The sequence below is a fragment of the Methylophilus sp. DMC14 genome, assembly GCF_056314085.1.
The window spans coordinates 199362-222095 of the sequence record NZ_JBQUZA010000003.1; the positions used below are offsets into that span (position 1 = coordinate 199362).

General features: G+C 52.1%; 27 protein-coding genes and 2 tRNA genes. 20 read left to right on the forward strand and 9 right to left on the reverse strand.

All coding sequences use genetic code 11. From position 1 onward, the window contains the following. Window positions 1-104: 104 nt before the first annotated feature. Genes mog through ACT53C_RS07885 form a run of 5 tightly spaced genes read left to right on the forward strand, consistent with a single transcriptional unit; the run spans window position 105 to window position 3017 of the window. Window positions 105-710: a molybdopterin adenylyltransferase gene (gene mog, locus ACT53C_RS07865; RefSeq protein ID WP_379075334.1), complete on the forward strand. Its 606-nt coding sequence runs from the start codon at window positions 105-107 to the stop codon at window positions 708-710. 26 nt (window positions 711-736) lie between these two features. Next, the gene (locus ACT53C_RS07870) at window positions 737-1093 is read left to right on the forward strand and encodes a VanZ family protein (protein WP_379075337.1); all 357 of its coding nucleotides are present in this window, start codon (window positions 737-739) and stop codon (window positions 1091-1093) included. After that, entirely contained in the window at window positions 1086-2030 is a 945-nt protein-coding gene (gene thiL, locus ACT53C_RS07875; protein WP_476145481.1) for a thiamine-phosphate kinase, read from the forward strand. Before ACT53C_RS07870 ends, thiL begins: the two co-directional genes overlap by 8 nt. After that, window positions 2014-2517 carry a phosphatidylglycerophosphatase A family protein gene (locus tag ACT53C_RS07880; protein WP_379076887.1) on the forward strand — a complete coding sequence of 168 codons (504 nt, stop codon included), beginning with the start codon at window positions 2014-2016 and terminating at the stop codon, window positions 2515-2517. Before thiL ends, ACT53C_RS07880 begins: the two co-directional genes overlap by 17 nt. Next, window positions 2517-3017, forward strand: a complete 501-nt coding sequence (locus ACT53C_RS07885; RefSeq protein WP_379075343.1) for a CinA family protein — start codon at window positions 2517-2519, stop codon at window positions 3015-3017. The genes ACT53C_RS07880 and ACT53C_RS07885 overlap by 1 nt, the downstream gene beginning before the upstream one ends. Window positions 3018-3021: 4 nt before the next feature. On the opposite strand, the gene ACT53C_RS07890 is transcribed toward ACT53C_RS07885, so the two are convergent. After that, window positions 3022-3384 carry a hypothetical protein gene (locus ACT53C_RS07890; protein ID WP_194748267.1) on the reverse strand — a complete coding sequence of 121 codons (363 nt, stop codon included), beginning with the start codon at window positions 3382-3384 and terminating at the stop codon, window positions 3022-3024. A gap of 246 nt (window positions 3385-3630) precedes the next feature. Here ACT53C_RS07890 and recA point away from each other — a divergent pair, with 246 nt between their 5' ends. The 7 genes from recA (at window position 3631) to ACT53C_RS07925 (ending at window position 10673) form a co-directional block, all read left to right on the forward strand. Beyond that, window positions 3631-4659, forward strand: coding sequence for a recombinase RecA (gene recA, locus ACT53C_RS07895; protein WP_275355935.1), 1029 nt, complete (start codon window positions 3631-3633; stop codon window positions 4657-4659). A gap of 84 nt (window positions 4660-4743) precedes the next feature. Further along, window positions 4744-5199: a recombination regulator RecX gene (gene recX / locus ACT53C_RS07900; RefSeq protein WP_476145482.1), complete on the forward strand. Its 456-nt coding sequence runs from the start codon at window positions 4744-4746 to the stop codon at window positions 5197-5199. Beyond that, window positions 5189-7825, forward strand: a complete 2637-nt coding sequence (gene alaS / locus ACT53C_RS07905; RefSeq protein WP_476145483.1) for an alanine--tRNA ligase — start codon at window positions 5189-5191, stop codon at window positions 7823-7825. Before recX ends, alaS begins: the two co-directional genes overlap by 11 nt. A gap of 25 nt (window positions 7826-7850) precedes the next feature. Then, window positions 7851-9080 carry an aspartate kinase gene (locus tag ACT53C_RS07910; protein ID WP_194748263.1) on the forward strand — a complete coding sequence of 410 codons (1230 nt, stop codon included), beginning with the start codon at window positions 7851-7853 and terminating at the stop codon, window positions 9078-9080. A 157-nt stretch (window positions 9081-9237) separates the two neighbouring features. Beyond that, window positions 9238-9331 (forward strand) — tRNA-Ser (locus ACT53C_RS07915). Window positions 9332-9451: 120 nt separating this feature from the next. Next, window positions 9452-9528, forward strand: a tRNA-Arg gene (locus ACT53C_RS07920). A 215-nt stretch (window positions 9529-9743) separates the two neighbouring features. Continuing rightward, entirely contained in the window at window positions 9744-10673 is a 930-nt protein-coding gene (locus ACT53C_RS07925; RefSeq protein ID WP_476145622.1) for a polyprenyl synthetase family protein, read from the forward strand. 63 nt (window positions 10674-10736) lie between these two features. Here the strand turns inward: ACT53C_RS07925 and ACT53C_RS07930 are convergent, their stop codons facing one another. Beyond that, entirely contained in the window at window positions 10737-11135 is a 399-nt protein-coding gene (locus ACT53C_RS07930; RefSeq protein ID WP_194748262.1) for a hypothetical protein, read from the reverse strand. 214 nt (window positions 11136-11349) lie between these two features. On the opposite strand from ACT53C_RS07930, the gene ACT53C_RS07935 reads away from it, so the two are divergent. From ACT53C_RS07935 to ACT53C_RS07955, 5 genes are all read left to right on the forward strand, one after another. Next, window positions 11350-12222, forward strand: coding sequence for a prepilin peptidase (locus tag ACT53C_RS07935; protein ID WP_476145484.1), 873 nt, complete (start codon window positions 11350-11352; stop codon window positions 12220-12222). A gap of 12 nt (window positions 12223-12234) precedes the next feature. After that, entirely contained in the window at window positions 12235-12837 is a 603-nt protein-coding gene (coaE, locus tag ACT53C_RS07940) for a dephospho-CoA kinase (protein ID WP_476145485.1), read from the forward strand. A gap of 69 nt (window positions 12838-12906) precedes the next feature. Next, window positions 12907-13680: a cell division protein ZapD gene (zapD, locus tag ACT53C_RS07945; protein WP_275355925.1), complete on the forward strand. Its 774-nt coding sequence runs from the start codon at window positions 12907-12909 to the stop codon at window positions 13678-13680. Next, window positions 13677-13868 carry a DNA gyrase inhibitor YacG gene (locus tag ACT53C_RS07950; RefSeq protein WP_194748258.1) on the forward strand — a complete coding sequence of 64 codons (192 nt, stop codon included), beginning with the start codon at window positions 13677-13679 and terminating at the stop codon, window positions 13866-13868. Before zapD ends, ACT53C_RS07950 begins: the two co-directional genes overlap by 4 nt. 19 nt (window positions 13869-13887) lie before the next feature. Next, a complete protein-coding gene (locus ACT53C_RS07955) occupies window positions 13888-14331 on the forward strand; it encodes a copper chaperone PCu(A)C (protein WP_476145486.1) in 444 nt (147 codons plus the stop codon). 117 nt (window positions 14332-14448) lie between these two features. Here ACT53C_RS07955 and ACT53C_RS07960 read toward each other — a convergent pair whose 3' ends face one another. The 3 genes from ACT53C_RS07960 to ACT53C_RS07970 all read right to left on the reverse strand — a co-directional run bounded on the left by ACT53C_RS07960 (window position 14449) and on the right by ACT53C_RS07970 (window position 16334). Next, window positions 14449-14670 (reverse strand): VF530 family protein, encoded by a 222-nt coding sequence (locus ACT53C_RS07960; RefSeq protein WP_476145487.1) that lies wholly within the window; start codon window positions 14668-14670, stop codon window positions 14449-14451. A gap of 436 nt (window positions 14671-15106) precedes the next feature. Beyond that, a complete protein-coding gene (locus ACT53C_RS07965) occupies window positions 15107-15610 on the reverse strand; it encodes a hypothetical protein (protein WP_476145488.1) in 504 nt (167 codons plus the stop codon). Between the two features lie 97 nt (window positions 15611-15707). After that, window positions 15708-16334: a hypothetical protein gene (locus ACT53C_RS07970; RefSeq protein ID WP_476145489.1), complete on the reverse strand. Its 627-nt coding sequence runs from the start codon at window positions 16332-16334 to the stop codon at window positions 15708-15710. Window positions 16335-16899: 565 nt separating this feature from the next. Here ACT53C_RS07970 and ACT53C_RS07975 point away from each other — a divergent pair. Then, window positions 16900-17139 carry a phage integrase N-terminal SAM-like domain-containing protein gene (locus tag ACT53C_RS07975; RefSeq protein WP_476145490.1) on the forward strand — a complete coding sequence of 80 codons (240 nt, stop codon included), beginning with the start codon at window positions 16900-16902 and terminating at the stop codon, window positions 17137-17139. Window positions 17140-17207: 68 nt separating this feature from the next. Here the strand turns inward: ACT53C_RS07975 and ACT53C_RS07980 are convergent, their stop codons facing one another. Then, entirely contained in the window at window positions 17208-18167 is a 960-nt protein-coding gene (locus ACT53C_RS07980) for a Nudix family hydrolase (protein WP_476145491.1), read from the reverse strand. 3 nt (window positions 18168-18170) lie between these two features. Next, the gene (locus tag ACT53C_RS07985; protein WP_476145492.1) at window positions 18171-19028 is read right to left on the reverse strand and encodes an ATP-binding protein; all 858 of its coding nucleotides are present in this window, start codon (window positions 19026-19028) and stop codon (window positions 18171-18173) included. 176 nt (window positions 19029-19204) lie between these two features. Here ACT53C_RS07985 and ACT53C_RS07990 point away from each other — a divergent pair, with 176 nt between their 5' ends. Both ACT53C_RS07990 and rng read left to right on the forward strand, forming a co-directional pair. Further along, window positions 19205-19771: a Maf family protein gene (locus ACT53C_RS07990; RefSeq protein WP_476145623.1), complete on the forward strand. Its 567-nt coding sequence runs from the start codon at window positions 19205-19207 to the stop codon at window positions 19769-19771. Between the two features lie 40 nt (window positions 19772-19811). Beyond that, window positions 19812-21284: a ribonuclease G gene (gene rng, locus ACT53C_RS07995; RefSeq protein ID WP_476145493.1), complete on the forward strand. Its 1473-nt coding sequence runs from the start codon at window positions 19812-19814 to the stop codon at window positions 21282-21284. A 71-nt stretch (window positions 21285-21355) separates the two neighbouring features. On the opposite strand, the gene ACT53C_RS08000 is transcribed toward rng, so the two are convergent. Beyond that, window positions 21356-21892 (reverse strand): YggT family protein, encoded by a 537-nt coding sequence (locus ACT53C_RS08000; protein WP_476145494.1) that lies wholly within the window; start codon window positions 21890-21892, stop codon window positions 21356-21358. Between the two features lie 11 nt (window positions 21893-21903). Next, window positions 21904-22734: a pyrroline-5-carboxylate reductase gene (gene proC / locus ACT53C_RS08005; protein ID WP_476145495.1), complete on the reverse strand. Its 831-nt coding sequence runs from the start codon at window positions 22732-22734 to the stop codon at window positions 21904-21906.

A 22734-nucleotide genomic window follows, 5' to 3' on the forward strand; every position in this document is an offset into this window, starting at 1 on the left:
CTTGCATGCGCTTGGTTCATCTCGTTCTCCATGATCGATTGTCACATTGTAATGTTATGATGTATTGGTACATTAACACAGACCAACTTCTGATAGACCACGTTATGCAACAACAATTCACGCGTGTTGGACTTGTTTCCATCAGTGATCGCGCTTCACAGGGCATTTATGAGGATAAGGGCATTCCATCGCTGACCGCGTGGTTGCAACAGGCGCTCACTTCGCCTTACCACGTCATCCCCAGGCTGATTGCCGATGAGCAGGCCACCATTGTCGAGACGCTCAGGCAATTGGTGGATGAAGAAGCCTGCCACCTGATTTTGACTACCGGTGGCACGGGTCCGGCCATGCGAGATGTCACACCTGAAGCGACCTTATCGGTCGCTGATCGTGAGATGCCGGGCTTTGGCGAACAAATGCGCCAGATCAGTCTGAGGTTTGTGCCTACGGCGATTTTGTCGCGGCAAGTGGCAGTGATCCGTAAGCAATGCCTGATTATCAATTTGCCCGGGCAACCAAAGTCTATTCAGGAAACGCTGGAAGGCCTCAAGGATGGCGAAGGTAAAACAATAGTGCCAGGCATCTTTGCGGCGGTGCCATATTGCCTGGACTTGCTGGCGACCCCTGATGCGCCCATGCCTTATCTGGAAACAGATGCACGCGTGGTTCAGGCGTTCCGGCCCAAGTCGGCGCTCAAGCCCCAGGCTTGATCTCTTCATCTTCATTCAGGATACTCATGCGTTTTTCTCTGATTGCCAAAATTATCTTTATTGCCTGCTTGGCACTACTGACTTACCTGTTGCTGATAGAAATGGCGCCTGCCGAGCAGCGCTTTCCTTATCTGGACAAGTTACAGCACATCGTCGCGTTTGGCGGTGTCACTTTTTGGGCAGGATTGGCCTATCCCGCCCGGCAACAATGGCTGATGCTCGGCTTGTTGATTTATGGCGGTCTCATGGAGGTGCTACAGGGTCTGCTCACCGTGACCCGTCAGCCCAGCGTCTATGACTGGCTGGCTGATAGCGTGGGTATCTTGCTGGCATGGGGCGTTGTCATCTTGTGTCTGCGCTGGTGGCAGCATCGCCGTGGCTGAATTTGATCTGATTGCCCAATATTTCACCAGGCAAGCAGCGGTTGATCTGGGAGTAGGGGATGACGCTGCGCTGGTTAGCGTGCGTCCAGGCTATCAATTGGCGGTTTCTGCCGATATGTCGGTTTCAGGCACACATTTTTTTGCCGAGGCACAGCCCTTTGCCATTGGCTGGAAGTCGATGGCAGTGAATATCAGTGATATGGCGGCGATGGGGGCTGAGCCTAAATGGGCCACGCTGTCCATCGCATTGCCCGGGGTGGATCATCCGTGGTTACGCCAATTCAGTGACGGCCTGTTTGCCTGTGCGGATGCCTTTGAGGTTGCCTTGATCGGCGGCGATACCACCCGCGGCCCACTCAATATCGCCATTAACATCCTGGGTGAAGTGCCTCGTGGCCAGGCCTTGCAACGTAATGGCGCCAGGGCGGGGGAGGATATCTGGGTCAGTGGTTGTTTAGGGCAGGCGGCACTATGGCTACAAAACCGTTTAGGGCATCTGCCTCTGCATGCCGATGATATTGCGATGCTCGCCACTGCCATGCATCATCCGCAGCCAAGAGTGCGTCTGGGCTTGGCCTTGCGTGGCATGGCAAGCGCTGCACTCGATATTTCGGATGGTTTGCTGGCCGATTTTGGGCATATTTTGCAGGCGTCCAGAGTTGGCGCTGAACTGGATTGGCGCGCGTTGCCGCTGCCACGACTGCAAACGCCAGTGGGTGAAGAGGTACTTCAGCAAGCCGTGCTGGCAGGCGGGGATGATTATGAATTATGTTTTACTGCCGCTCCCCAGCACCGGGAGGCGCTGCTGGCCCTGTCGCAGCAATTGAATCTGCCGCTGAGTCGCATTGGTAAAACCACTGCCAGCCCCGGTTTAACCGTGCTGAACGGCAACGTGGCTCTGGATATTGCAAAGAAAGGATATCAGCATTTTGGCTAAGCATAGTCAGTCATCGTTACCGAGTTGGCGGCTGCTGTGGTCACACCCGCTGCATTGTCTGAGTTTGGGTCTGGGCACGGGTTTGTCACCCAAAGCACCGGGTACCGTGGGCACGCTGCTGGGCTTTCCCTTGTACTGGCTGTTGATGCATTTACCTTTAACCCAGCAATGGCTTGCTTTGGCCGCACTTTTCTTGCTGGGCGTCTGGTGCTGCGCGTTTACCGGACGTGCGCTCGGGGTCAGTGACCACGGTGCGATTGTCTGGGATGAAGTTGTGGCCATGGCTGCGGTTTTGGTCACAGTCCCCTCGGGGTTCGGCTGGGGAGCGGCTGCATTTGCACTGTTTCGACTGTTTGATATCTGGAAGCCGTTTCCGATCAGCTGGGTGGATCAGCGCGTGAAAGGCGGCCTGGGGGTCATGCTGGATGATGTGCTGGCCGCGTTCATGGCAATAGTGGTACTGCAATGGTTAAAAGGGATAATGTAATGCCATCCCTGCTGGAACTCAGCGCAAGCCTGGGGCCTGCCTTGCAGGCCAGAGGGTGGCAATTGGCGCTGGCCGAGTCTTGTACTGGTGGCCTGATTGCACAATCGATAACGGCAATTGCCGGAAGCTCAGCCTGGTTTGACCGCGGTTTTGTTACCTACAGCAACGCTGCCAAAACCGACATGTTGGGCGTCCCGGCTGAATTGATAGACGAACATGGTGCTGTCAGCGAAGCGGTGGCACAGGCCATGGCCGTCGGCGCGTTAGAACACAGTTTGGCCAATATCAGTGGTGCGGTAACTGGCATTGCCGGGCCGGGCGGTGGGTCTGCTTACAAGCCGGTGGGGATGGTGTGTTTTGCCTGGGCTATCCGGCAGCCGGGGCCGCCTCATGTGCTGGTGCACACCCAATATTTTACCGGCGATCGCCAGCAGATACGTGAACAGGCCGCCAGTTATTTATTGACGGCCCTGTTACGTAGTGTGACGTCAGAAGTGTGATCAATTAATCGTCGTGGTGGTGATGGTGGTGGTGACCACGTCCCCATCCGCCACCATAGTAGTTGCGCGGGCCATAGTTGTAACCGCCGTAGCCACCATTGCCATAAGAGAACTGAATAAACCCAGGACCTGGTGGCGGTACTGGTGCGGAATAGGTCACTGCAGGGGGGCTATAGTAGTAACGGCTTTGTGGATGTGGGTAAATGACCACTGGCGGCGGTGCATAAACCACGGCAGGCGGCGCGTAGTAAGCGGGTGGGTAAGGGTTGCCTACCACCACGCCCACCGACCAGTTATCTTGTGCTTGCGCGCTGACTGCCGCGATACTCGCCAGCGCCAACGTCAGAATCAGTTTAAAGACTTTCATAAATGCTCCTCTAGCGGAAAACAAATGCATGCTCCCTGATCTATTTAACGCAGTTGCCGGGCCGCGGTTGACAGCACCATTCACGCATGCAGCTACGCAATTGCCTCAGGCCAGAATGGCTGGGCATTTATTCATGGCAACGCCATTTCACTGATGGTCGATTTATGAAATAATTAGAGGTTATTGTTTGGATTATATCGCGTTTGTGCAAGCAACGCATTTTATCGCTAAAAGAAGGTAATCAGCATGGATGACAACAAAAGCAAAGCGCTCGCCGCCGCACTCTCTCAAATTGAAAAGCAGTTCGGCAAAGGTTCCATTATGCGCATGGGCGATGCTGATATCGGCGAAGACCTGCAAGTCGTTTCCACCGGTTCACTGGGTCTGGATATCGCACTTGGCGTAGGTGGATTGCCACGCGGCCGAATTGTGGAGATTTATGGCCCGGAGTCTTCCGGTAAAACCACCTTGACCCTGCAAGTGATTGCCGAAATGCAAAAATTAGGCGGCACCGCTGCTTTTATTGATGCGGAGCATGCGCTAGACCCGCAATACGCCTCTAAATTAGGCGTGAATGTCCCTGATTTGTTGATTTCGCAACCCGATACTGGCGAACAAGCCTTGGAAATTGCCGACATGCTGGTGCGTTCCGGCTCAGTGGATATTGTGGTGGTCGACTCGGTTGCAGCGTTGACGCCACGCGCTGAGATTGAAGGGGAAATGGGCGACAGCCACATGGGTTTGCAGGCGCGCTTGATGTCACAAGCCTTGCGTAAACTCACCGGCAATATCAAACGTACCAATACGCTGGTCATCTTCATTAACCAGATTCGGATGAAAATTGGTGTCATGTTTGGCAACCCGGAAACGACCACCGGCGGTAACGCGCTTAAATTCTACGCCTCTGTGCGACTGGATATCCGCCGCACAGGCGCGATCAAGAAAGGTGACGAAGTCATTGGCTCCGAAACCAAAGTCAAAGTAATTAAAAACAAAGTCGCGCCACCATTTAAACAAGCCGAGTTTGACATTATGTATGGCGAAGGCATCTCGCGGTTGGGTGAGATTATTGAGTTGGGCGTCAATCTGAAAATGGTGGAAAAAGCTGGTGCATGGTTTAGCTATAACGGCGAAAAAATCGGCCAAGGCAAAGAAAATGCCAAAGAGTTCTTGCGTGAGCATCCAGAAATCGCAGCGGAAATTGAAGCGAAAATTCGCGCCAATGCCAAAGTGCTGGCAGATATTCTGCCTTCAGCGCGCGGCGAGGATGATTAAGGTTTTTGCGAGCCCGAGTGAGGCGTGCTTTTGACGTTTGGTTTTTCTCTGTGAGCGCTGTACGCACTGTCGCGTAAAAACTCAATGGCTAATCTGGAAAAAACCTTACGCCAACGCGCTTTAGAATACTTGGCCAAGCGCGAGTATTCATACGCGGAGTTGGGGCAAAAGCTCAAGGCCTATGCCGAAGAAGCAGATGACCTCCCGGCTTTGTTGGAAGATTTTAAACAGCGCGGCTGGTTGAGTGATGCCAGATTCACCGAGCAATTGGTCCATGCCCGTAAAGCCAAATTTGGCAGTGCGCGTGTCGCCAACGAGTTACGTGAAAAAGGGGTAGACGATACGTTGATTGCAGAAGCGGTTGCAGGCCTGCAGGACAATGAAGTTGCACGTGCCAGCGAAGTCTGGCGCAAAAAATTTAAAGCGGCCCCGACAACACGCGAGGAATGGGCAAAACAGGCCCGCTTCTTACAGAGTCGGGGTTTTACGTTTGATGTAATTAAACACATTTTGAATAGACACGCAGAAGATGACAGTTAAGTACGGGCAAAAACCTTCCAGCAAACAAATCCGCCAGGCCTTCCTGGATTTCTTTGCTTCCAAAGGCCACCAAGTGGTAGCTTCCAGTTCACTGGTGCCGCATGGTGACCCCACCTTGCTGTTTACCAACGCAGGTATGAACCAGTTTAAAGACGTGTTCCTCGGCTTTGACAAGCGTGCCTATACGCGTGCGGCGACCGCACAAAAATGTGTACGCGCCGGTGGTAAGCACAACGATCTTGAGAATGTGGGCTATACCGCGCGTCACCATACCTTCTTCGAGATGCTGGGTAACTTCAGTTTTGGGGATTACTTCAAGCGCGATGCCATTACCTTTGCCTGGGAGCTGTTGACTGAAGTCTACGCTTTACCCAAAGAACGCCTGATGGTCACCGTGTATGCGGAGGATGATGAAGCCTACGATATCTGGAACAAAGAGGTGGGCGTCCCTGCTGACAAGATTGTCCGTATTGGGGACAACAAAGGTGCGCGTTATGCCTCAGATAACTTTTGGATGATGGGCGACACCGGTCCTTGCGGCCCCTGTACCGAAATTTTTTATGACCACGGTGCGCATATTCCAGGCGGCCCTCCAGGCTCGCCCGATGAAGATGGAGACCGCTTTATCGAAATTTGGAATAACGTCTTCATGCAGTTCAACCGCGATGAAGCGGGGGTGATGCATCCGTTGCCTAAGCCATCGGTCGATACCGGCATGGGCTTGGAGCGTATTTCTGCCGTGTTGCAAGGCGTGCATGCCAACTACGAAATTGATTTGTTCCAAGCATTAATCAAAGCCGCAGCGCGCGAAACCAACACCGCTGACTTGGACAGTCCTTCTCTCAACGTGCTGGCTGACCATATCCGCGCCTGTAGCTTCCTGATTGCCGATGGCGTGATCCCAGGCAATGAAGGCCGTGGCTATGTGTTGCGCCGCATTATTCGCCGTGCGATTCGTCATGGATACAAACTGGGTTGTCGTGCTGCTTTCTTCCATAGGCTGGTGCCAGATTTGGTGGCTGAAATGGGTGAGGCTTACCCGGAGTTGACCAGCAACCAGGCGCGAGTGGCCGAGGTGCTCAAGCAGGAGGAAGACCGTTTCTTCGAAACGATAGAGAACGGCATGCAGATTCTGGAAGCCGAACTGGCGACCAAGCCTGCCGTGTTCAACGGCGATCTCGCCTTCAAACTGCACGATACCTTTGGTTTCCCGCTGGACCTCACCGCCGACATCTGCCGCGAACGTGGCGTGACGGTGGATACCGCTGGCTTTGATGCGGCCATGGCGCGCCAAAAAGAACAAGCGCGCGCGGCGGGCAAGTTCAAAATGGCGCTCAATCTTGAATATGATGGCGCTGCGACCACATTCCACGGTTATGACAAGCTGGAAACCGCTGCCAAAGTCCTGGCGTTATATAAAGACGGCAGTGCTGTACAAACGCTGAATGAAGGCGATTTGGGTGTGGTCGTGCTGGACCATACACCGTTCTATGCTGAATCCGGTGGCCAGATTGGCGATAGCGGAGAGCTCAAGTCTGCCAACGGTATTTTTGCCGTAGAAGATACACAAAAAATTCAGGCAGCCGTGTTCGGCCATCATGGCGTACTCAAAACCGGGTCTTTGTCTGTGGGAGATGCGTTGGCGGCTAAAGTCAATCTGCAGGCGCGCGCCAGCACCATGCGTAATCACTCGGCAACGCATCTGATGCATAAGGCCTTGCGTGAAGTGCTGGGTGAGCATGTGCAGCAAAAAGGCAGCCTGGTCGATACGGAAAAAACCCGTTTTGACTTTGTGCATAATGCGCCGATGACTGATGCCGAGATTGACAGGGTAGAAGCGTTGGTCAATGCCGAGATTTTGGCCAATGCGGCGACACAAGCGCGCTTGATGGATATTGAGTCTGCGCAAAAAACGGGCGCCATGATGCTGTTTGGCGAGAAATATGGCGATGAAGTACGCGTGCTGGATATCGGATCTTCGCGCGAGTTGTGTGGCGGTACCCATGTCAGCCGCACTGGCGATATTGGACTGTTTAAAATTACCTCCGAGAGTGGCGTGGCGGCAGGCGTACGCCGTGTCGAAGCCACCACGGGCGAGGGCGCGTTGAAGCTGGTGCAATCCCAGCAAGCGCTGATTAATCAGGTGGCAGGTGAGCTCAAAGCCCCTGCGCATGAAGTCCCAGCCAAAATTGCGCAAGTGATGGATCACGTCAAGTCGCTCGAAAAAGAGTTGGCGCGCTTGAAGTCCAAACTCGCCTCTTCACAAGGCGACGATCTGGCGACGCAAGCCCTGGAAGTCAATGGCGTTAAAGTATTGGCTGCTGCCTTGGACGGTGCAGATGCTAATGCCTTGCGCGAGACCATGGATAAACTCAAGGATAAACTCAAATCTGCCGTCATTGTTTTGGCGAGCGTGGCAGAGGGCAAGGTCAGTCTGGCTGCGGGCGTGACTGCTGACTTGACTGGCAAAGTCAAGGCGGGCGAACTGGTGAATCATGTTGCAGGCCAGGTGGGTGGTAAGGGTGGTGGCAAGCCAGACATGGCCATGGCCGGCGGCACTGAACCCGCAAATCTGCCGCAGGCACTGGCGAGCGTCAAAGCCTGGGCAGAAGCTAAACTAAATTAACTCAATTGATTAACAGAGCAAAATAATGGCATTAATCGTACAAAAATATGGTGGCACCTCAGTCGCCAATCCCGAGCGTATCCGCAATGTGGCGCGTCGTGTGGCACGTTACAAGGCCATGGGCCATCAAGTGGTGGTCGTGGTGTCAGCCATGTCAGGTGAAACCAATCGCCTGATTTCACTGGCCAAGGAAATCATGCCGGATCCAGACCCGCGCGAGCTGGATGTGATGGTGTCTACCGGTGAGCAGGTCACCATAGGCATGACCGCATTGGCGCTGATGGAGCTTGGCATCAAGGCCAAGAGCTATACCGGCACCCAGGTGAAAATCCTCACGGATGATGCGTTTACCAAAGCGCGTATTCTGGACATTGACCAGCATAACCTGAAACAAGACCTCGATGACGGCTATGTCTGTGTGGTCGCCGGTTTTCAGGGCGTGGATGCCCATGGCAATATCACCACGCTGGGCCGTGGCGGCTCCGATACGACAGGTGTAGCGTTGGCAGCAGCGCTCAAGGCCGATGAATGCCAGATTTATACCGATGTGGATGGTGTGTATACCACTGACCCGCGTGTGGTGCCAGAAGCGCGCCGGCTGGAAAAAATCACCTTTGAAGAAATGCTTGAACTGGCCTCGCAAGGCTCCAAAGTACTGCAAATCCGCTCGGTTGAGTTTGCTGGCAAATACAAGGTTAAGTTACGTGTGCTCTCCAGCTTTGAAGAAGAGGGTGACGGCACGCTGATTACATTCGAAGAAAATGAGGAAAACATGGAAGATCCAATTATCTCCGGCATCGCTTTTAACCGCGATGAGGCGAAAATTACCGTAGCAGGCGTGCCTGACAAGCCAGGGATTGCTTATCAGATTCTTGGTCCTGTCGCCGATGCCAACATTGATGTGGATATGATTATCCAGAACGTGGGCGCGGACGGCACGACAGACTTCACGTTCACCGTACACAAAAACGAAATGAACAAGGCGCTGACAATTCTGCGCGACAAGGTTCAAGGCCATATCCAGGCACGTGAAGTGACTGGCGATGACAAGATTGCAAAAGTGTCTGTAGTCGGTGTGGGCATGCGTTCGCATGTGGGTATCGCCAGCCAGATGTTCCGCACATTGGCCGAAGAGGGCATCAATATTCAAATGATCTCTACCAGTGAAATCAAGATCGCAGTGGTGATCGAAGAGAAGTATATGGAACTGGCTGTGCGCGTGTTACATAAGGCGTTTGGCCTGGAAAACGCATAATCGCAAACGCACGAATAAAGAAATAAAACATTCTTCTTTTTTGCGTTGATTTTTGAAGGGTTTTCACGTAGTATGGCGCCCTTCAATGCAGTAGCAATACTGCAAAGAAAACAGCATCAGCTGTGTTGGTATTATTAAGGCGTCTTTGTTTTAATAAGGTGAGCTGGCCGAGTGGTCGAAGGCACTTCCCTGCTAAGGAAGCATACGGGCTTAAACCTGTATCGAGGGTTCGAATCCCTCGCTCACCGCCAAATACCTGGGTTTAACGATTCAAGGGTTTGGTAAATTAGGGTGTCATCGTTACTTGGACCCCTCCACAAAGCTGAAACTTATGTTATAATGCTGTTTTTGTTGCAAAGCAACAAACCTTGGCGCCCGTAGCTCAGTTGGATAGAGTATTTGGCTACGAACCAAAGGGTCGGGCGTTCGAATCGCTCCGGGCGCGCCAAAAATAAAAGCCTTGTTTCTTTCCGAGAAACAGGGCTTTTTTCTTTTAGTGATCCCCGTCCAACATTACATTTCTTAAAGCTCATCAGTGCGTTGATACATCGCTGATACGCGCTGAACATAGCGATGATGTTGGCGGTATGATATGCTTCAGCTTTTCATTTAATTGGTGTTTCAGTGTCTCTTCAGGCTTGTTTGGCGCGGATTACAGGCGATATGCAGCAGGTGGATGCCGTTATTCGCCAGTCTTTGTCATCCCAAGTTCCGCTGATTAATCAAATTTCGGAATACATCATTCATAGTGGTGGCAAACGCTTGCGTCCGACATTGGTGTTGATGGCAGCTGATCTGGCCGGGCGTGTAACACCGGACCACCATGCTCTGGCAGCCATTGTCGAATTTATTCATACAGCCACTTTATTGCATGATGATGTGGTTGATGCTTCTGAACTGCGTCGAGGCAAATCTACCGCCAATCATGTGTATGGCAATCCTGCCAGCGTGCTGGTCGGCGATTTTCTGTATTCACGTTCCTTTCAGATGATGGTCAGGCTGCAAAACATGCGTGTGATGGAAATCCTGGCCGATGCCACCAATGTGATTTCCGAAGGCGAAGTGCTACAGTTGCTCAATGTGCGCAATATTGGTGTTAGCGAGCAGGATTACTTGCAGGTCATTCATTTTAAAACCGCCAAGCTGTTTGAAGCGGCGACCCGCCTGGGAGCGGTGCAGTGTCAGGCCAGCGTCGCGCAAGAAGAGGGACTGGCCAAGTATGGCATGCACTTGGGCACGGCCTTTCAGCTTATAGATGATGTGCTGGATTTGACTGGTGACAGCGAAAAAATTGGCAAAACCCTGGGCAATGACCTGGCCGAGGGAAAGGTAACCTTGCCGATGTTGTATGCCATCCAGCAAGCGCCAACCGCGCAAGCGGACTTGGTCAAGCAGGCCTTGTTAGAAGGGCAGGTCACCCAGCTAGATGCCGTGCTGGAGATTTTGCATGCCGTGAAGGCATTTGATTATGTGCGGGCCGTGGCGCAAAAAGAAGCAGAACAGGCCTGTGAAGCACTGGCCGTTTTTGCACTGACGCCCGCCAAACAGGCTTTGCTGGATTTGGCCCAGTTTTCGGTCAACCGGCAACATTAAGGTGTTTCCTGCTTGTACGCAGGCGACAACACTTAAAAAATACCGGCTGAACCAAACACCGGGTTAATTCAGGGCGATAGGCTCGCCACTCATGTGGTAGTAGCTGAGTCGCGCGCAGTCGTTGGTCGCATGGGTCAATGCGCCATCAAACAAGGATTTTCCATTGACATCGACGACGGCATAGCCGTTGTGATACAAGGTCACCTCTGCCTGCAGGTCGCTCTCTGCTGACGCCATCGCTTTTTGCAAACGATGATGATTCGAAGAGCGCATCGCAAAGCTTACGCAGTTTTCCTCTTCTTCTTCACTGTAGACTTCCCAGTGTGATTGTCCGGTCAGTTTGGTGAGCCATCCAGGTAAATCGACTTCTACTCGACAAATCACTGGCTCATCCCAGGCAGGATGCTCAACCTCGTTCAACTCAACTTCGGTTGGCGATGTAAATTTGATTTGATCAGACATAGGCAACTTCCTTCTCTAGATAACAGATGCCACTTCACACAGACGCAAACCACTAAAGTTGCTGTGTCATGACCATCTTACACATAAATGGTGACTTGCAAACAGTTTTCAAGCCAGAAGAATGCGCTTTTAAAGCAGTTTTGCACTTTGTCAGCCTTGCCTATGGGCATCAACGATGAGATGATGCAGCAACCTTATCTTTGTTATCGGCATCATGCACGAAATCCTTGAACCTGTTTTAAGTCTGCTGCGCACGCAGCCTCATGCCCTGCAAGCCACCTGTCTGGTCTTTGGTTTGCTGGTTGGCAGCTTTCTCAATGTAGTGATTCATCGTCTGCCCAAAATGATGGAGCGTGAATGGCAGGCCAGTTGCCTGGATTTACAGGGGCAAGAGGTGCCTGATCAACCCAAATACAATCTTGTGGTGCCGCGTTCGGCCTGCCCGCATTGCGGACACCAGATTACGGCACTCGAGAATATTCCTGTGATCAGCTATCTATTCTTACGCGGACGGTGTAAAGCCTGTCATGCGCCGATTTCAATGCGTTATCCATTTGTTGAATTGCTGACCGGCGGTCTGTCGGTTGCGGTGGCTGTGCAATATGGCTATAGCCATTTGACCTTGTTTGCACTGGCATTTGTGTTTGCGCTGGTCGCATTGACCTTTATTGATTTTGATACGCAACTGTTGCCCGATGACATTACACTGCCGCTGTTGTGGCTGGGGCTGTTGCTTAACCTTAAAGATGGGTTTATCGATCTCTCGTCAGCCGTGATCGGTGCCATGGCGGGTTATCTGGTCTTGTGGGCGGTCTACTGGCTGTTTAAACTCGTGACTGGTAAAGAGGGCATGGGGTACGGTGATTTCAAGCTGCTGGCTGCGATCGGTGCCTGGTTCGGCTGGCAACTGTTGCCAGCGGTCATTTTATTGAGCTCGGTGGTTGGCAGTGTGATCGGCATTGGCTTGATTCTGCTCAAAGGCAAAACCCGACAAACTGCGATTCCTTTTGGTCCTTTTTTAGCCCTGGGCGGCATCGCAGCCCTGTTTTATGGGCAAACTCTGGCCGCTTATTATTTAGTGCCTTAACGGGAGCAGCACATGGCAAAAGTGGTGGCCGTGACCGGCGGTATCGGCAGTGGTAAAAGCGAGGCGTGTGCAGCATTTTCTGCCTTAGGCGTGCCTGTGGTGGATCTGGACCACATTGCGCACGCAATGAGTGAGCCCGGCAGTCCGGCCATGCAAGCGGTGAGGGTGGCTTTTGGCGACCACATGTTTGAGGCAGATGGACGTCTCAGCCGGGCAACACTGCGCGCGCACGTGTTTGAGCACCCAGAGGCCCTCGAACAACTGAATCAGATCATGCACCCGGCGATCCGTGCTGAGGCCGTACAGCAAATTGCCCAGTATGCCAGTCATCCGTATGTGATTCTGGCGATCCCATTACTGGTCGAGAGCCGCGAGGATTGGTCCATGATAGATCATGTACTGGTGATCGATTGCGATGAGGAGACGCAATTGCAGCGGGTCATGCAACGCAGTCAGCTCTCTGCCGAAATGGCACAAGCCATCATGGCGTCGCAAAGTCCGCGAGAGGCGCGGCTGGCGATTGCGGATACCGTGATTGAAAACCAGCTGACACTCGCCGATTTACAGCAAAAAGTGCTTCAATTTCACAAAAATTTCTCTAAAACTTGCCTCTGAGTTAAAAGGGTTTCATAATCAAACTTTTATTGCATACTTTTCAAGTATCAGCTGACAGAAAAGGCTGCCGTGTCGAGCTACGAATTTCCATTTAACGAGCGCATCAGAACCTATCTTCGTCTTGAAGACCTGTTCAACAAGATGCTGCATCACATTGCCATTGGTCACGAGGTCAGTCATCATGTGGCGCTGATTTCCATGCTGCAAGTGTTGGATGTCATTGATCGTGGTGATCTCAAGGTAGATTTGCTGCAAGAGCTGGACCGTCATAAAGTCCAGCTTTCCCTGCTGCAACATAATCCCAATATCGACCAAGAGGCGCTCGAAAGCACCGTAAACAATCTGGACCGTTGCGCAACTACCTTGAGAGCCGATCATCAAAAGCTAGGCCAAACCTTGCGCGACAATGACTGGCTCATGAGCGTCAAGCAGCGGACCAGTATTCCAGGCGGCGTCTGCGAGTTTGACTTGCCCTCATACCGCCACTGGCTCTACCTGAGTGTAGAGCGCCGCAAGCAAGATTTTACACAGTGGTTATCCCGCTTGATGCCGATGTATGAAGCCATCAGCCTGATTATGCAGTTATTGCGTGGCAGTGGTCAGGTGTTATCCCTGGTTGCCCACCATGGCGCCTATCAGCAACAGCTTTCCGGACACAAACCTGCCCAGTTATTGCGCATTGAAATTGACCATGAAGAATGCTTCCCGGAAGTCAGTGCCAACAAATATGCGATCAACATCCGCTTTCAAAAGCTGGACTTCGTGCAACGCCCCAAAGGCTGTGAACAGGATATCCCGTTCAAGATGATCGTCTGCAACTTTACCGGAGCCAGTCACAATTGACGCAAGCAGTAGTCAAACCGCGCAAGGTGGCCTGTCCCGCCTGCGGAGAAACCACCGAGTATTCCCCTAAAAATCCATTCCGGCCTTTTTGTAGCGAACGCTGCAAACTGATGGACCTGGGCGATTGGGCTTCGGAAAAATTTCGCATCCCCGATAGCACGCCGCCAGACTTATACGAGCCAGAATAATCTGAGACTGGATTTAAGTATGCAAACAAAACACCTCTGCCTGAAATTGCTCGCGAGCTTGTGCCTGTTAGCCTCCACGGCCTTTGCACATGCAGAAGTCAAACTCACCGATGCCTGGGTGCGCGCCTCCAATCCCGGCCAGTCCGTCGGCGCCGCCTACCTCACGCTCTCCAGTCCGCAAGATGTCACTCTGGTCTACATTGAAACCGAGCGTGCAGAGAGCGTAGAAATGCACAGCATGACCATGCAAAACGGTGTCATGAAAATGCGCAGCATGGAAGCGTTGCCTGTCCCTGCGGGCAAGCCCGTCAAGCTGGCGCCAGGTGGATTGCATTTGATGCTGTTTGAATTGCCCACCCCGTTTAAAGCCGGTGAGCAGGTCAAGTTCAGGCTGTGCTTTAAAGATAAACAAGGCAACATCACCGATCAGTTTGTCACCATGCCCGTGAAGGCAGCGCCCTAAACATACTTATCTGCGATATGGCAGAATCACCAGCAAAAAAGCCAGCGTTTGCTGGCTTTTTTATCATGGGAACATCGGCAGTAACAAACTGCCAACTCGGGCAGGTGTAAGAATCGTTTAGTTTGAAAACGTCCGCAAAAACAACGCCTCCACCTCAGCCCTTGCCCAAGGCGTTCTGCGCAAAAACTTCAGGCTAGATTTAACTGAAGGCTCATTTTTAAAACAGTTGATATTAACCCTTGTCGCCAGCGCCTCCCAACCGTAATGCGCCACTAATTGCTCAACCACTTCTGCAAGCGTGATGCCGTGCAATGGATTGTTCGGTTGTTCTGTGTTCATTTGATAAAAGCCATATCAAGGTCATTCGATAGTACGATGGTAGCACTTTATATGTTTAAAGCCTCAATATCCTTATTTTGAATGCAATGGTTGCATCACAGCTTAACTGCCAGCGTTGATAAGCAGCGGGTTGGACCCGCACCGGGCGTACCTGATTAATTCTAGGGGGAGCAAGGTAATCCCGACTAACGAATGAGGCCCCGGCGTGCGTCTTTCATCAGGGTCCGGGCCAATCATGCCCAATATGACCGGTTGTAGTACCGCAGTCCTTCACCTTCTCGCTTAACACTGGCTACAGCAAAGGATATTTATGCGCTGAAAAACTTAAAACACACAAAAATCTTGCAGATGACTATTGCTTAGAATGGGAAAGCCCTTGTAGCGTTTGACATAAGGGGCGATGCGCGTCGGCGCAGCGTCCCGCTTGATGAATAGGTTAGCCACTGTGGTTCTTTTCTTCTGGTTCTGGGCCGTCTGGACCAAACCACCAGCGTTGCAAAAGAAAATGAAACAGCCCACCTAATACTAGACTTATTAAGGAAGCTGCGCCAAAAATGTACGTGGCCTCGGGTAGCAGAAACCAAAGGATGAAACCAATACTGACAACCATCCCTAACCCAGCGAAAAGCAGAATAACGCCTAAGAAGTTCAGTGTGGATTTCTTTCTGTAATGGGGGTAGCTCTCTTTACCCAAGAAAATATAAAACTCGTAAATGACACCAAGTAATAACCAGAGTGGAAGTGATGCGGAAATGGATGCTGTACTAGCCTGAAGGAAAATGTTTTTTGCGCCAATTTGAATTAACCCTAACAGAATAACAAGGCTAGCTGCGGCACCTCCATAGCTCAGATTGCGCATGAGCATTAAACGTTCAAGACTTGCATACCTGTGCATGCGGTTGTTAAAGCGCTCGTTCTTAGAGGTTGTTCTTTGTGTCATTCAGTACTGGGCTAACGTGGAAGTGAGGGGCAGCCGGAGCGAAGCGGAGGGAGCCACAAGCGCAGCTTGTGGCTCCCTCTCGACTGTAAAGTTAGAGTTAATCAGCGACTCGAACATCGCGTATTCGCTCCCGGATGGTGTTGCAGCACTTATCAATTGCGGCAAGGATTGTGTCCTGGTTTTTCGTTGCACGCTCCCAATAGCCATCAGAATAGGGATCTCGGTTTTTGTATTCACTGGCTTCTTTATGCGCCAGCTTCCATATTTCCTCGATGATCACATACACCGATTGGGCATAGAAAGGTCGGCTTTTATTAACTTGATCGCCGAATGCAGCGACAGCACTTGAAAATTTCTCAAGCCTGCGTTTTTTACGATCTTCGTCACTTTCCTTAGGATCAACGTAATCAAGCGTCGGTCGCAAGGCTAGTGCAGCCGATTTGACGTCATCGAGCTTTGACCAGATCAGTTCGTATACAGCAAATTCTTTTTCAAACTGTATCTTGTGGACGTGAAGCCCCTTATCCAATTCGAGTTGAAATGCGCGGTTTGTCGCCTCAAGTGATGAGGTGAGCTTTTGTAGCTCAGAGTCTGTATCTGCGCGTTCTCGTTCGAGGATACGTCCCACCCAAATTTTTCCAAGCACCGCCACTAAACCAGAGATGACGGCAGCTACTCCACCTGCGGCCGTGATCGTTTCGCTGAGGATTGGAATATCTGCCATTGGGTAGCTCTAACGCTTGAATAATGAATTATTAGCAGGCATGTTCTTCTCCGGTGAACCCTCTGCACTGCAATATAGAAAAGTAGATAGCGGAACCTACCGGAGGACCGATTAGCAACAACAGTGATTGGATACCACTGAACCAGCCACTAACTTCAACAACAACGTAGAACGCACACAGAGTAGCTAGCCAAAAGATTGGACCAAAGGTGTATGGTCGTTGAAGTGCAGTTACCAGTGCTAGGCGCCAATACGTAACGATTGCGAGAAGGCAAGCTGCGACAAATGCTACGCCGTAAAATGCAGAGATTGTGGGCGAACTAATCAACATAGCAAGAGATGCTACTAACATCCATGGGAGGCCGCAAGCAACCATAAAACTCGCGGGCAAACCGCATAACAATGCTATCAATAGTTCACGAGGGTTCGGTGTTTTTCGCATGCTTGACTGCTAACGTAATGTAGACACCGAAATCGGTGTATAACTTAATATTAACATTTGCTTACTTTTGTTGATTGCTCAAATAAATTATTGTTTATCTTAGTTTTTTCTTGGTCAATTTACATGACTGGTTCAGAACTGCAACAGGAAACACACCCGCCAAAGTTACTAGCGTTAATGCGTGAAAAGATACGTCTTAATCATTACAGTATTCGTACGGAAACGCAATATTTACAATGGGCAAAGCGGTACATTTTGTTTCATCACAAGCGGCATCCCAAAGAGATAGGTGGCAAAGAAGTTGAAGCTTTTTTATCTCACCTGGCGGTTGTGGGTAATGTTTCTGCCAGTACACAAAGTTAGGTCTTGTCTGCTTTGTTGTTTTGTATCGGGGTGTTCTAGCACTTTGGATGCCATGCCTTGTTAAATATCTATCTTTTTTGCCAAATCTCACGTTGCATGGCAATGCCGCGCGCACCAAAGGATAGCGCCTGCGATACATGTTCAAAGTGCATCCCACCCAGTGCATACACTGGAATTTCAAGCCCATTTAACATTTCACCAAATTGCCCCCAGCCTAGTCCAGTTGCTTCAGGGTGACTTTTTGTCGGTAGCACAGGGGAGAGCAGTGCAAAGTCTAGTTGTAGTGATTGTGCTTGCGCTAACTCTCTTCGATTGTGGCAAGAGGCAGCTACTAATAAGTTATCCGGTTTTTGTGCGAGGGCCATCAGGCGCTGGCTATTTAAATGCACACCTTGGTAGCCGATTTGCAATGCTTGTTCTGGGTTGCCGTTGAGCAGGCAGCGGCAGTCGTATGGCGCACATAGCTGCAATACTTCCTCGCTCAATTTGGCGAGTGCTGCGTCATCAAGCTGGGATTCGCGGATTTGCAGCAATTGCAGGCCTTGGTCGAGCTGCTGCTTTAACGCTTGCAAGAATGCGTGTTCACCCATTTCCTGGACATTGCTGATGGCATATACAGACGGCAGGCTGAGGGCTTGCATAATCGGCGCATTGGCAGGCAGCACGGGGCTGACGTTGAGTGTGCGTGGGTGCTGCCAGGCAAACTGCTGGCCTTCGCGCGCTTGTAATTCGCCTTGCCAGGCATGCACAAAGAAAAAGTGCAGCAGCACGGTTTTGGCTTCGGCGTCATGCGTGGCCGGGTAGTCGTAGCGGCGTTTGATCCACGGTTGTATTTGCGTGGGGGTAATGCCAAGTTCCTCTTGCGATTCTCGGATCAAGGCATTTTCTGGTGTTTCGCCAGATTCGATTTTGCCGCCGGGGAATTCCCACCAGCCTGCCCAGCCTTTGCCGTTGGGACGGCTGGCGAGCAGGTATTCGCCATTGGGGCGGATCAGGATAGCGACGGCGACTTGGACGAGTTTTGTCATGGCTCAGGACTTCAGTTGCAGTTGGCCTGCGTAGTCTTTGGCAAACTGATAGGCGACACGGCCGCTGCGGGCGCCGCGCGTATGGTAAAACTGCAGGGCAGCGTGACGGGCGGCATCATCCATCTTAATGCCGAAAGTTTGTAGCCAGTGGGCGGCAATATTCAGGTATTCATCCTGATCAAAACTGTAAAACGATAGCCATAGGCCAAAGCGCTCTGCCAACGAGGTTTTTTCATCGATGGTGTCGTTTTGGCGGATTTCACCTTGATCAAGAATAGGCTGGTTGTCCGCCATGTATTCCGGCATCAGGTTTTTGCGGTTGGAGGTGGCGTAGACCAGCAGGTTGGAGGAGGCATTTTCAATCGAGCCATCTAGGATGACTTTGAGGGCTTTGTAACCCAGATCATGCGCTTCAAAGGTGAGGTCATCGCAAAAAATAATAAACTTTTCCGGGCGTTGGCGGATCAATTGAGTGATTTGCGGCAGGTCTGTGAGGTCTTGCTTTTCGACTTCGATCAGACGCAAGCCTTCGCTGGCATAGGCGTTGAGCACGGCCTTTACCAGCGAGGATTTACCCGTGCCGCGTGCGCCTGTCAGCAACACGTGGTTAGCGGGCAGGCCTTGTAAAAACTGGCGTGTATTGCGTACCACCTCATTTTTTTGCCGGTCAATAAAGCGGATATCGTCCAGCAGAATCTGGTGTGGATGCCCGACGGCCTGCAACTGGCCTTGTCCGTTGTGCTTGACCCAGCGCCAGGCCACGGCTTGCCAGTCTGGCTCAGCAGGTGGGGTGGGCAACAGGTGCTCAAGTCTTGTAATCAGTTGGTCGGCGCGCTGTATCAGCTGTTCGATGGCATTCATGGCGAGGCTGCAAGTGTGAAACGAGGGGGTATTGTACACAAAGCGGCCGGGGCTAGCGAAACTTGCAAAGTCTCGCTAAACCGCGGTTGGAATAAGCCATAATAGCGTTTTAATGATTGGCTGCCCATGCTGGTGCTCAGCGCTGCATGCCTTGCATTTGATAAAGACAGAGAATGATGAACAATCGCAAGATTATTTTGGCCTCGCGTAGCCCACGCCGCGTCGAGTTACTGGCGCAATTGGGCATAAGCTGCGACATCATGCCCGCGGATATTGATGAGTCATGTTGGCCGGGTGAAGATCCTGCCCGTTATGTGCAGCGCCTGGCGCTAGCCAAGGCACAAGCGATCCATGCAGAGTATGGTCACCGCGGGTTGCCGATTCTGGCGGCAGATACCACGGTCGCGCTGGGCAACGAAATATTGGGCAAGCCGGCGCATGCGGCGGAAGCGCTGGCCATGCTGACGCGGCTAAGTGGCAGCTTGCATGAGGTACACACGGCAGTGGCGGTGATGCACGAGGGTAAAGCGCAGTGCTTGTTGAATACTACGCGGGTGCATATGATGCCTGTGCCATTGGCGGTGCTACAAGACTATGTGGCTTCGGGGGAGCCCATGGACAAGGCCGGGGCGTATGGCATTCAGGGCCGTGCCGGGGCTTGGATTGCGCGCATTGAGGGCAGTTATAGCGGGGTGATGGGTTTGCCGCTGCATGAAACGGCGCAGCTGCTGAACGCATGGTAAACTGCTATCAAAAAAACAGATTCGGGATTGGATAAGCACTATGTCGTTGGCACAGGAAGTATTGATTAACGTCACGCCGCAGGAAACGCGCGTGGCGATTCTGGAGCAGGGCATCGTCCAGGAGTTGCACATTGAACGCGCCTCTTCGCTGGGGATTGTCGGTAATATTTATCGTGGCACTGTTGTGCGCGTGTTGCCTGGCATGCAATCTGCCTTTGTCGAGATCGGCCTGCCGCGTGCGGCCTTTTTGCATGCGGCCGATATCATGGAATGTCATACCGAGGAGGGCGCGGTGAAAACCGACCGCCCGATTCAGGAAGTGTTGCATGAAGGCCAGTCGATTATCGTCCAGGTGATTAAAGAGGCGATAGGCACCAAAGGCGCACGCCTGACCACTGAAATCAGCATTGCCGGCCGTTTTTTGGTCTATCTGCCTTACCAGAAACATATCGGCGTATCGCAGCGTATTGATCACGAAGAAGAACGCGAGTTTTTGCGCAATCGTTTGCTTGGCTTGTTGCCTGAAGCGCGTGAAGGTGGCTATATCATCCGCACCATGTCAGAAAACGCCACCGATCAGGAGTTGTTGGCCGACATCGAGTATTTGCGCAAAGTGTGGCAAAAAATCCAGACCGAGAGCACCAAGGTCGGTGAACGCTCGCTGATTTTTTATGACCTGAGTTTGCCGCGACGCATTTTGCGCGATGTGGTGTGTACCGAAACCACCAGCATCCGTGTCGATTCGCGCGAGATGTTTGAGCGGCTGAAAGAGTTTGCCGAACTCTACGTCTCGCATGCGGTAAAACCGCTGACGCACTACAAAGGCGAACGCTCGCTGTTTGAGTTTTACGACATTGAAAACGAGATTGAGAAAGCGCTGGCACGTAAGGTGGAGCTCAAATCGGGCGGCTACCTGATCTTTGACCAGACCGAGGCACTGACCACGGTGGATGTGAATACGGGCAGTTTTGTCAGTGGTAAAAACCTGTCCGATACCATTTTTAAAACCAATCTGGAGGCGGCGCAAGCGATTGCCCGTCAACTACGCCTGCGTAATCTGGGCGGCATCATTATCATCGACTTTATTGATATGGATGAAGATGCGCAGCGTGCGGCAGTGCTCGAAGAACTGCGCAATGCTGTGACGCTGGACCGTGCGCGGATTAATGTGAACGGGTTTTCTGCCCTTGGGCTGGTGGAGCTCACGCGCAAACGGACGCGCGAGAGCCTGGCGCATTTGCTGTGTGAATCGTGTCAGGTTTGCCAGGGGCGTGGTGAGCTCAAGACCGCCCAGACCATTTGCTATGAAATCATGCGTGAGTTATTGCGTGAGTCCAAGCAGTTTAAAAATGCCAAAGAGTTCAAGATTCTGGCCTCGCCCGAGGTGATCAATATGCTGGGCGATGAAGAGTCACAAAGCCTGGCCAATTTGTCAGACTTTATCAAACGGCCGGTGTCGCTGCACCCGGATACGCAATACGGCCGCGAAGAGTTTGATATCGTTTGGGTCTAGAAAATTGTTGTTCTGGAGAGGACGGCCAGAGGTAAGGCCGTCCCCGCGATGCGCAGCACTGCGTATGCGTATCACAGCATGCCGCCAGCCAACCCCGGCAGCACGATACGGCTGATCATTTGCAACAACAGCAAGGCGACCAGCGCGGAAAAATCGAATCCCTGAATCGAAGGCAAAACATTACGCAACGGATTGAGGATAGGCGCTGATAACTGGTTCAGCACGCCATAAATCGGGCTGTATGGATTGATCCAGCTTAAAATGGCCATGAGCAAAATGGCGTAAAAAAACACATCCAGCATTTGCCCCAGGACGGCGACAAAGGCCTGCCAGAACCAAAACACCGGGGACACTGGGGCGGCTGCAAGCAAGGTCAGCAAGGCGAACAGAATTACTTGTACCAGCCAGGCCAGCAACAGGGTTGATAAATCCAGCTGGCGGGCAGGGGGAATCAGTTTGCGGGCCGGCTTCACCATAAAGTCAGTCAGCGCCATGGCCATTTGTCCCAGCGGATTCTGGAACGAGGTCCGGGTCCACTGCATTAAAAAACGCAATACCAGTAAAAAAGTCAGAATGCCAAATACCGCATTCAGTAAAAAAGTTGTCATGTTTTGCAACATTATTGTGCTCCCAATTGATCGCCGAGTTCTTTGGCGCGGCGCGCTGCTTGTGCCGCGGCATGTTGCATCATGCCATGAATATCGTGCTCACGCATACTGAGCAGACCTTGTTCGGTGGTGCCGCCCTTGGAGGTCACTTGCTCACGCAGCGTCGCCACGGGGGTAGCGCTCGAGGCCGCGAGCAAGCTGGCGCCTTTGAATGTGGCCAGGCTGAGTTGTTGTGACTGGGCTTCGCTGAGTCCTAAAGCGACCCCTGCCGCGGTGAGTGCTTCTATCATCAAAAAGACATAAGCCGGACCACTGCCTGAAATCGCGGTCACCGCATCCAGCTGGTCTTCAGCTTCTAGCCAAACTACTTCACCCGCCGCTTGCAACAACTGGTCGGCAATATCACGCTGGCCCGCTGAGACGGCTGGCAGGGCATAAGCGCCAGTGATGCCCGCCTGAATTTGCGCAGGCGTATTGGGCATGGTGCGAATCAGCGTTTGGTAGCCGCCTAACCAGCGGCACAAGTCGCCAGTGCGTATACCGGCGGCAACTGAGATCACCAATTGTGATTGTAAGTAGGGAGCCAGCGAGTGTGCCACCGCCTGCAATTGCTGTGGTTTGACCGCCAGCACCACAACTTCAGCCGCCAGCGAGGCTGCCGACAGCGTCTCGCTGGTTTGCACGCCTAATTTGGCTTGTAGCGAAGCATGCTTGCTGGTGTCTGGGTCAATCACGGTAATGTGTGACATGGCAAAGCCTCGTTGTTGCAGGCCTATCATCAGGGCTTGTGCCATATTGCCGCCGCCAATAAAGGCGATGCGGGTGGCTGACAGTGATTGCAT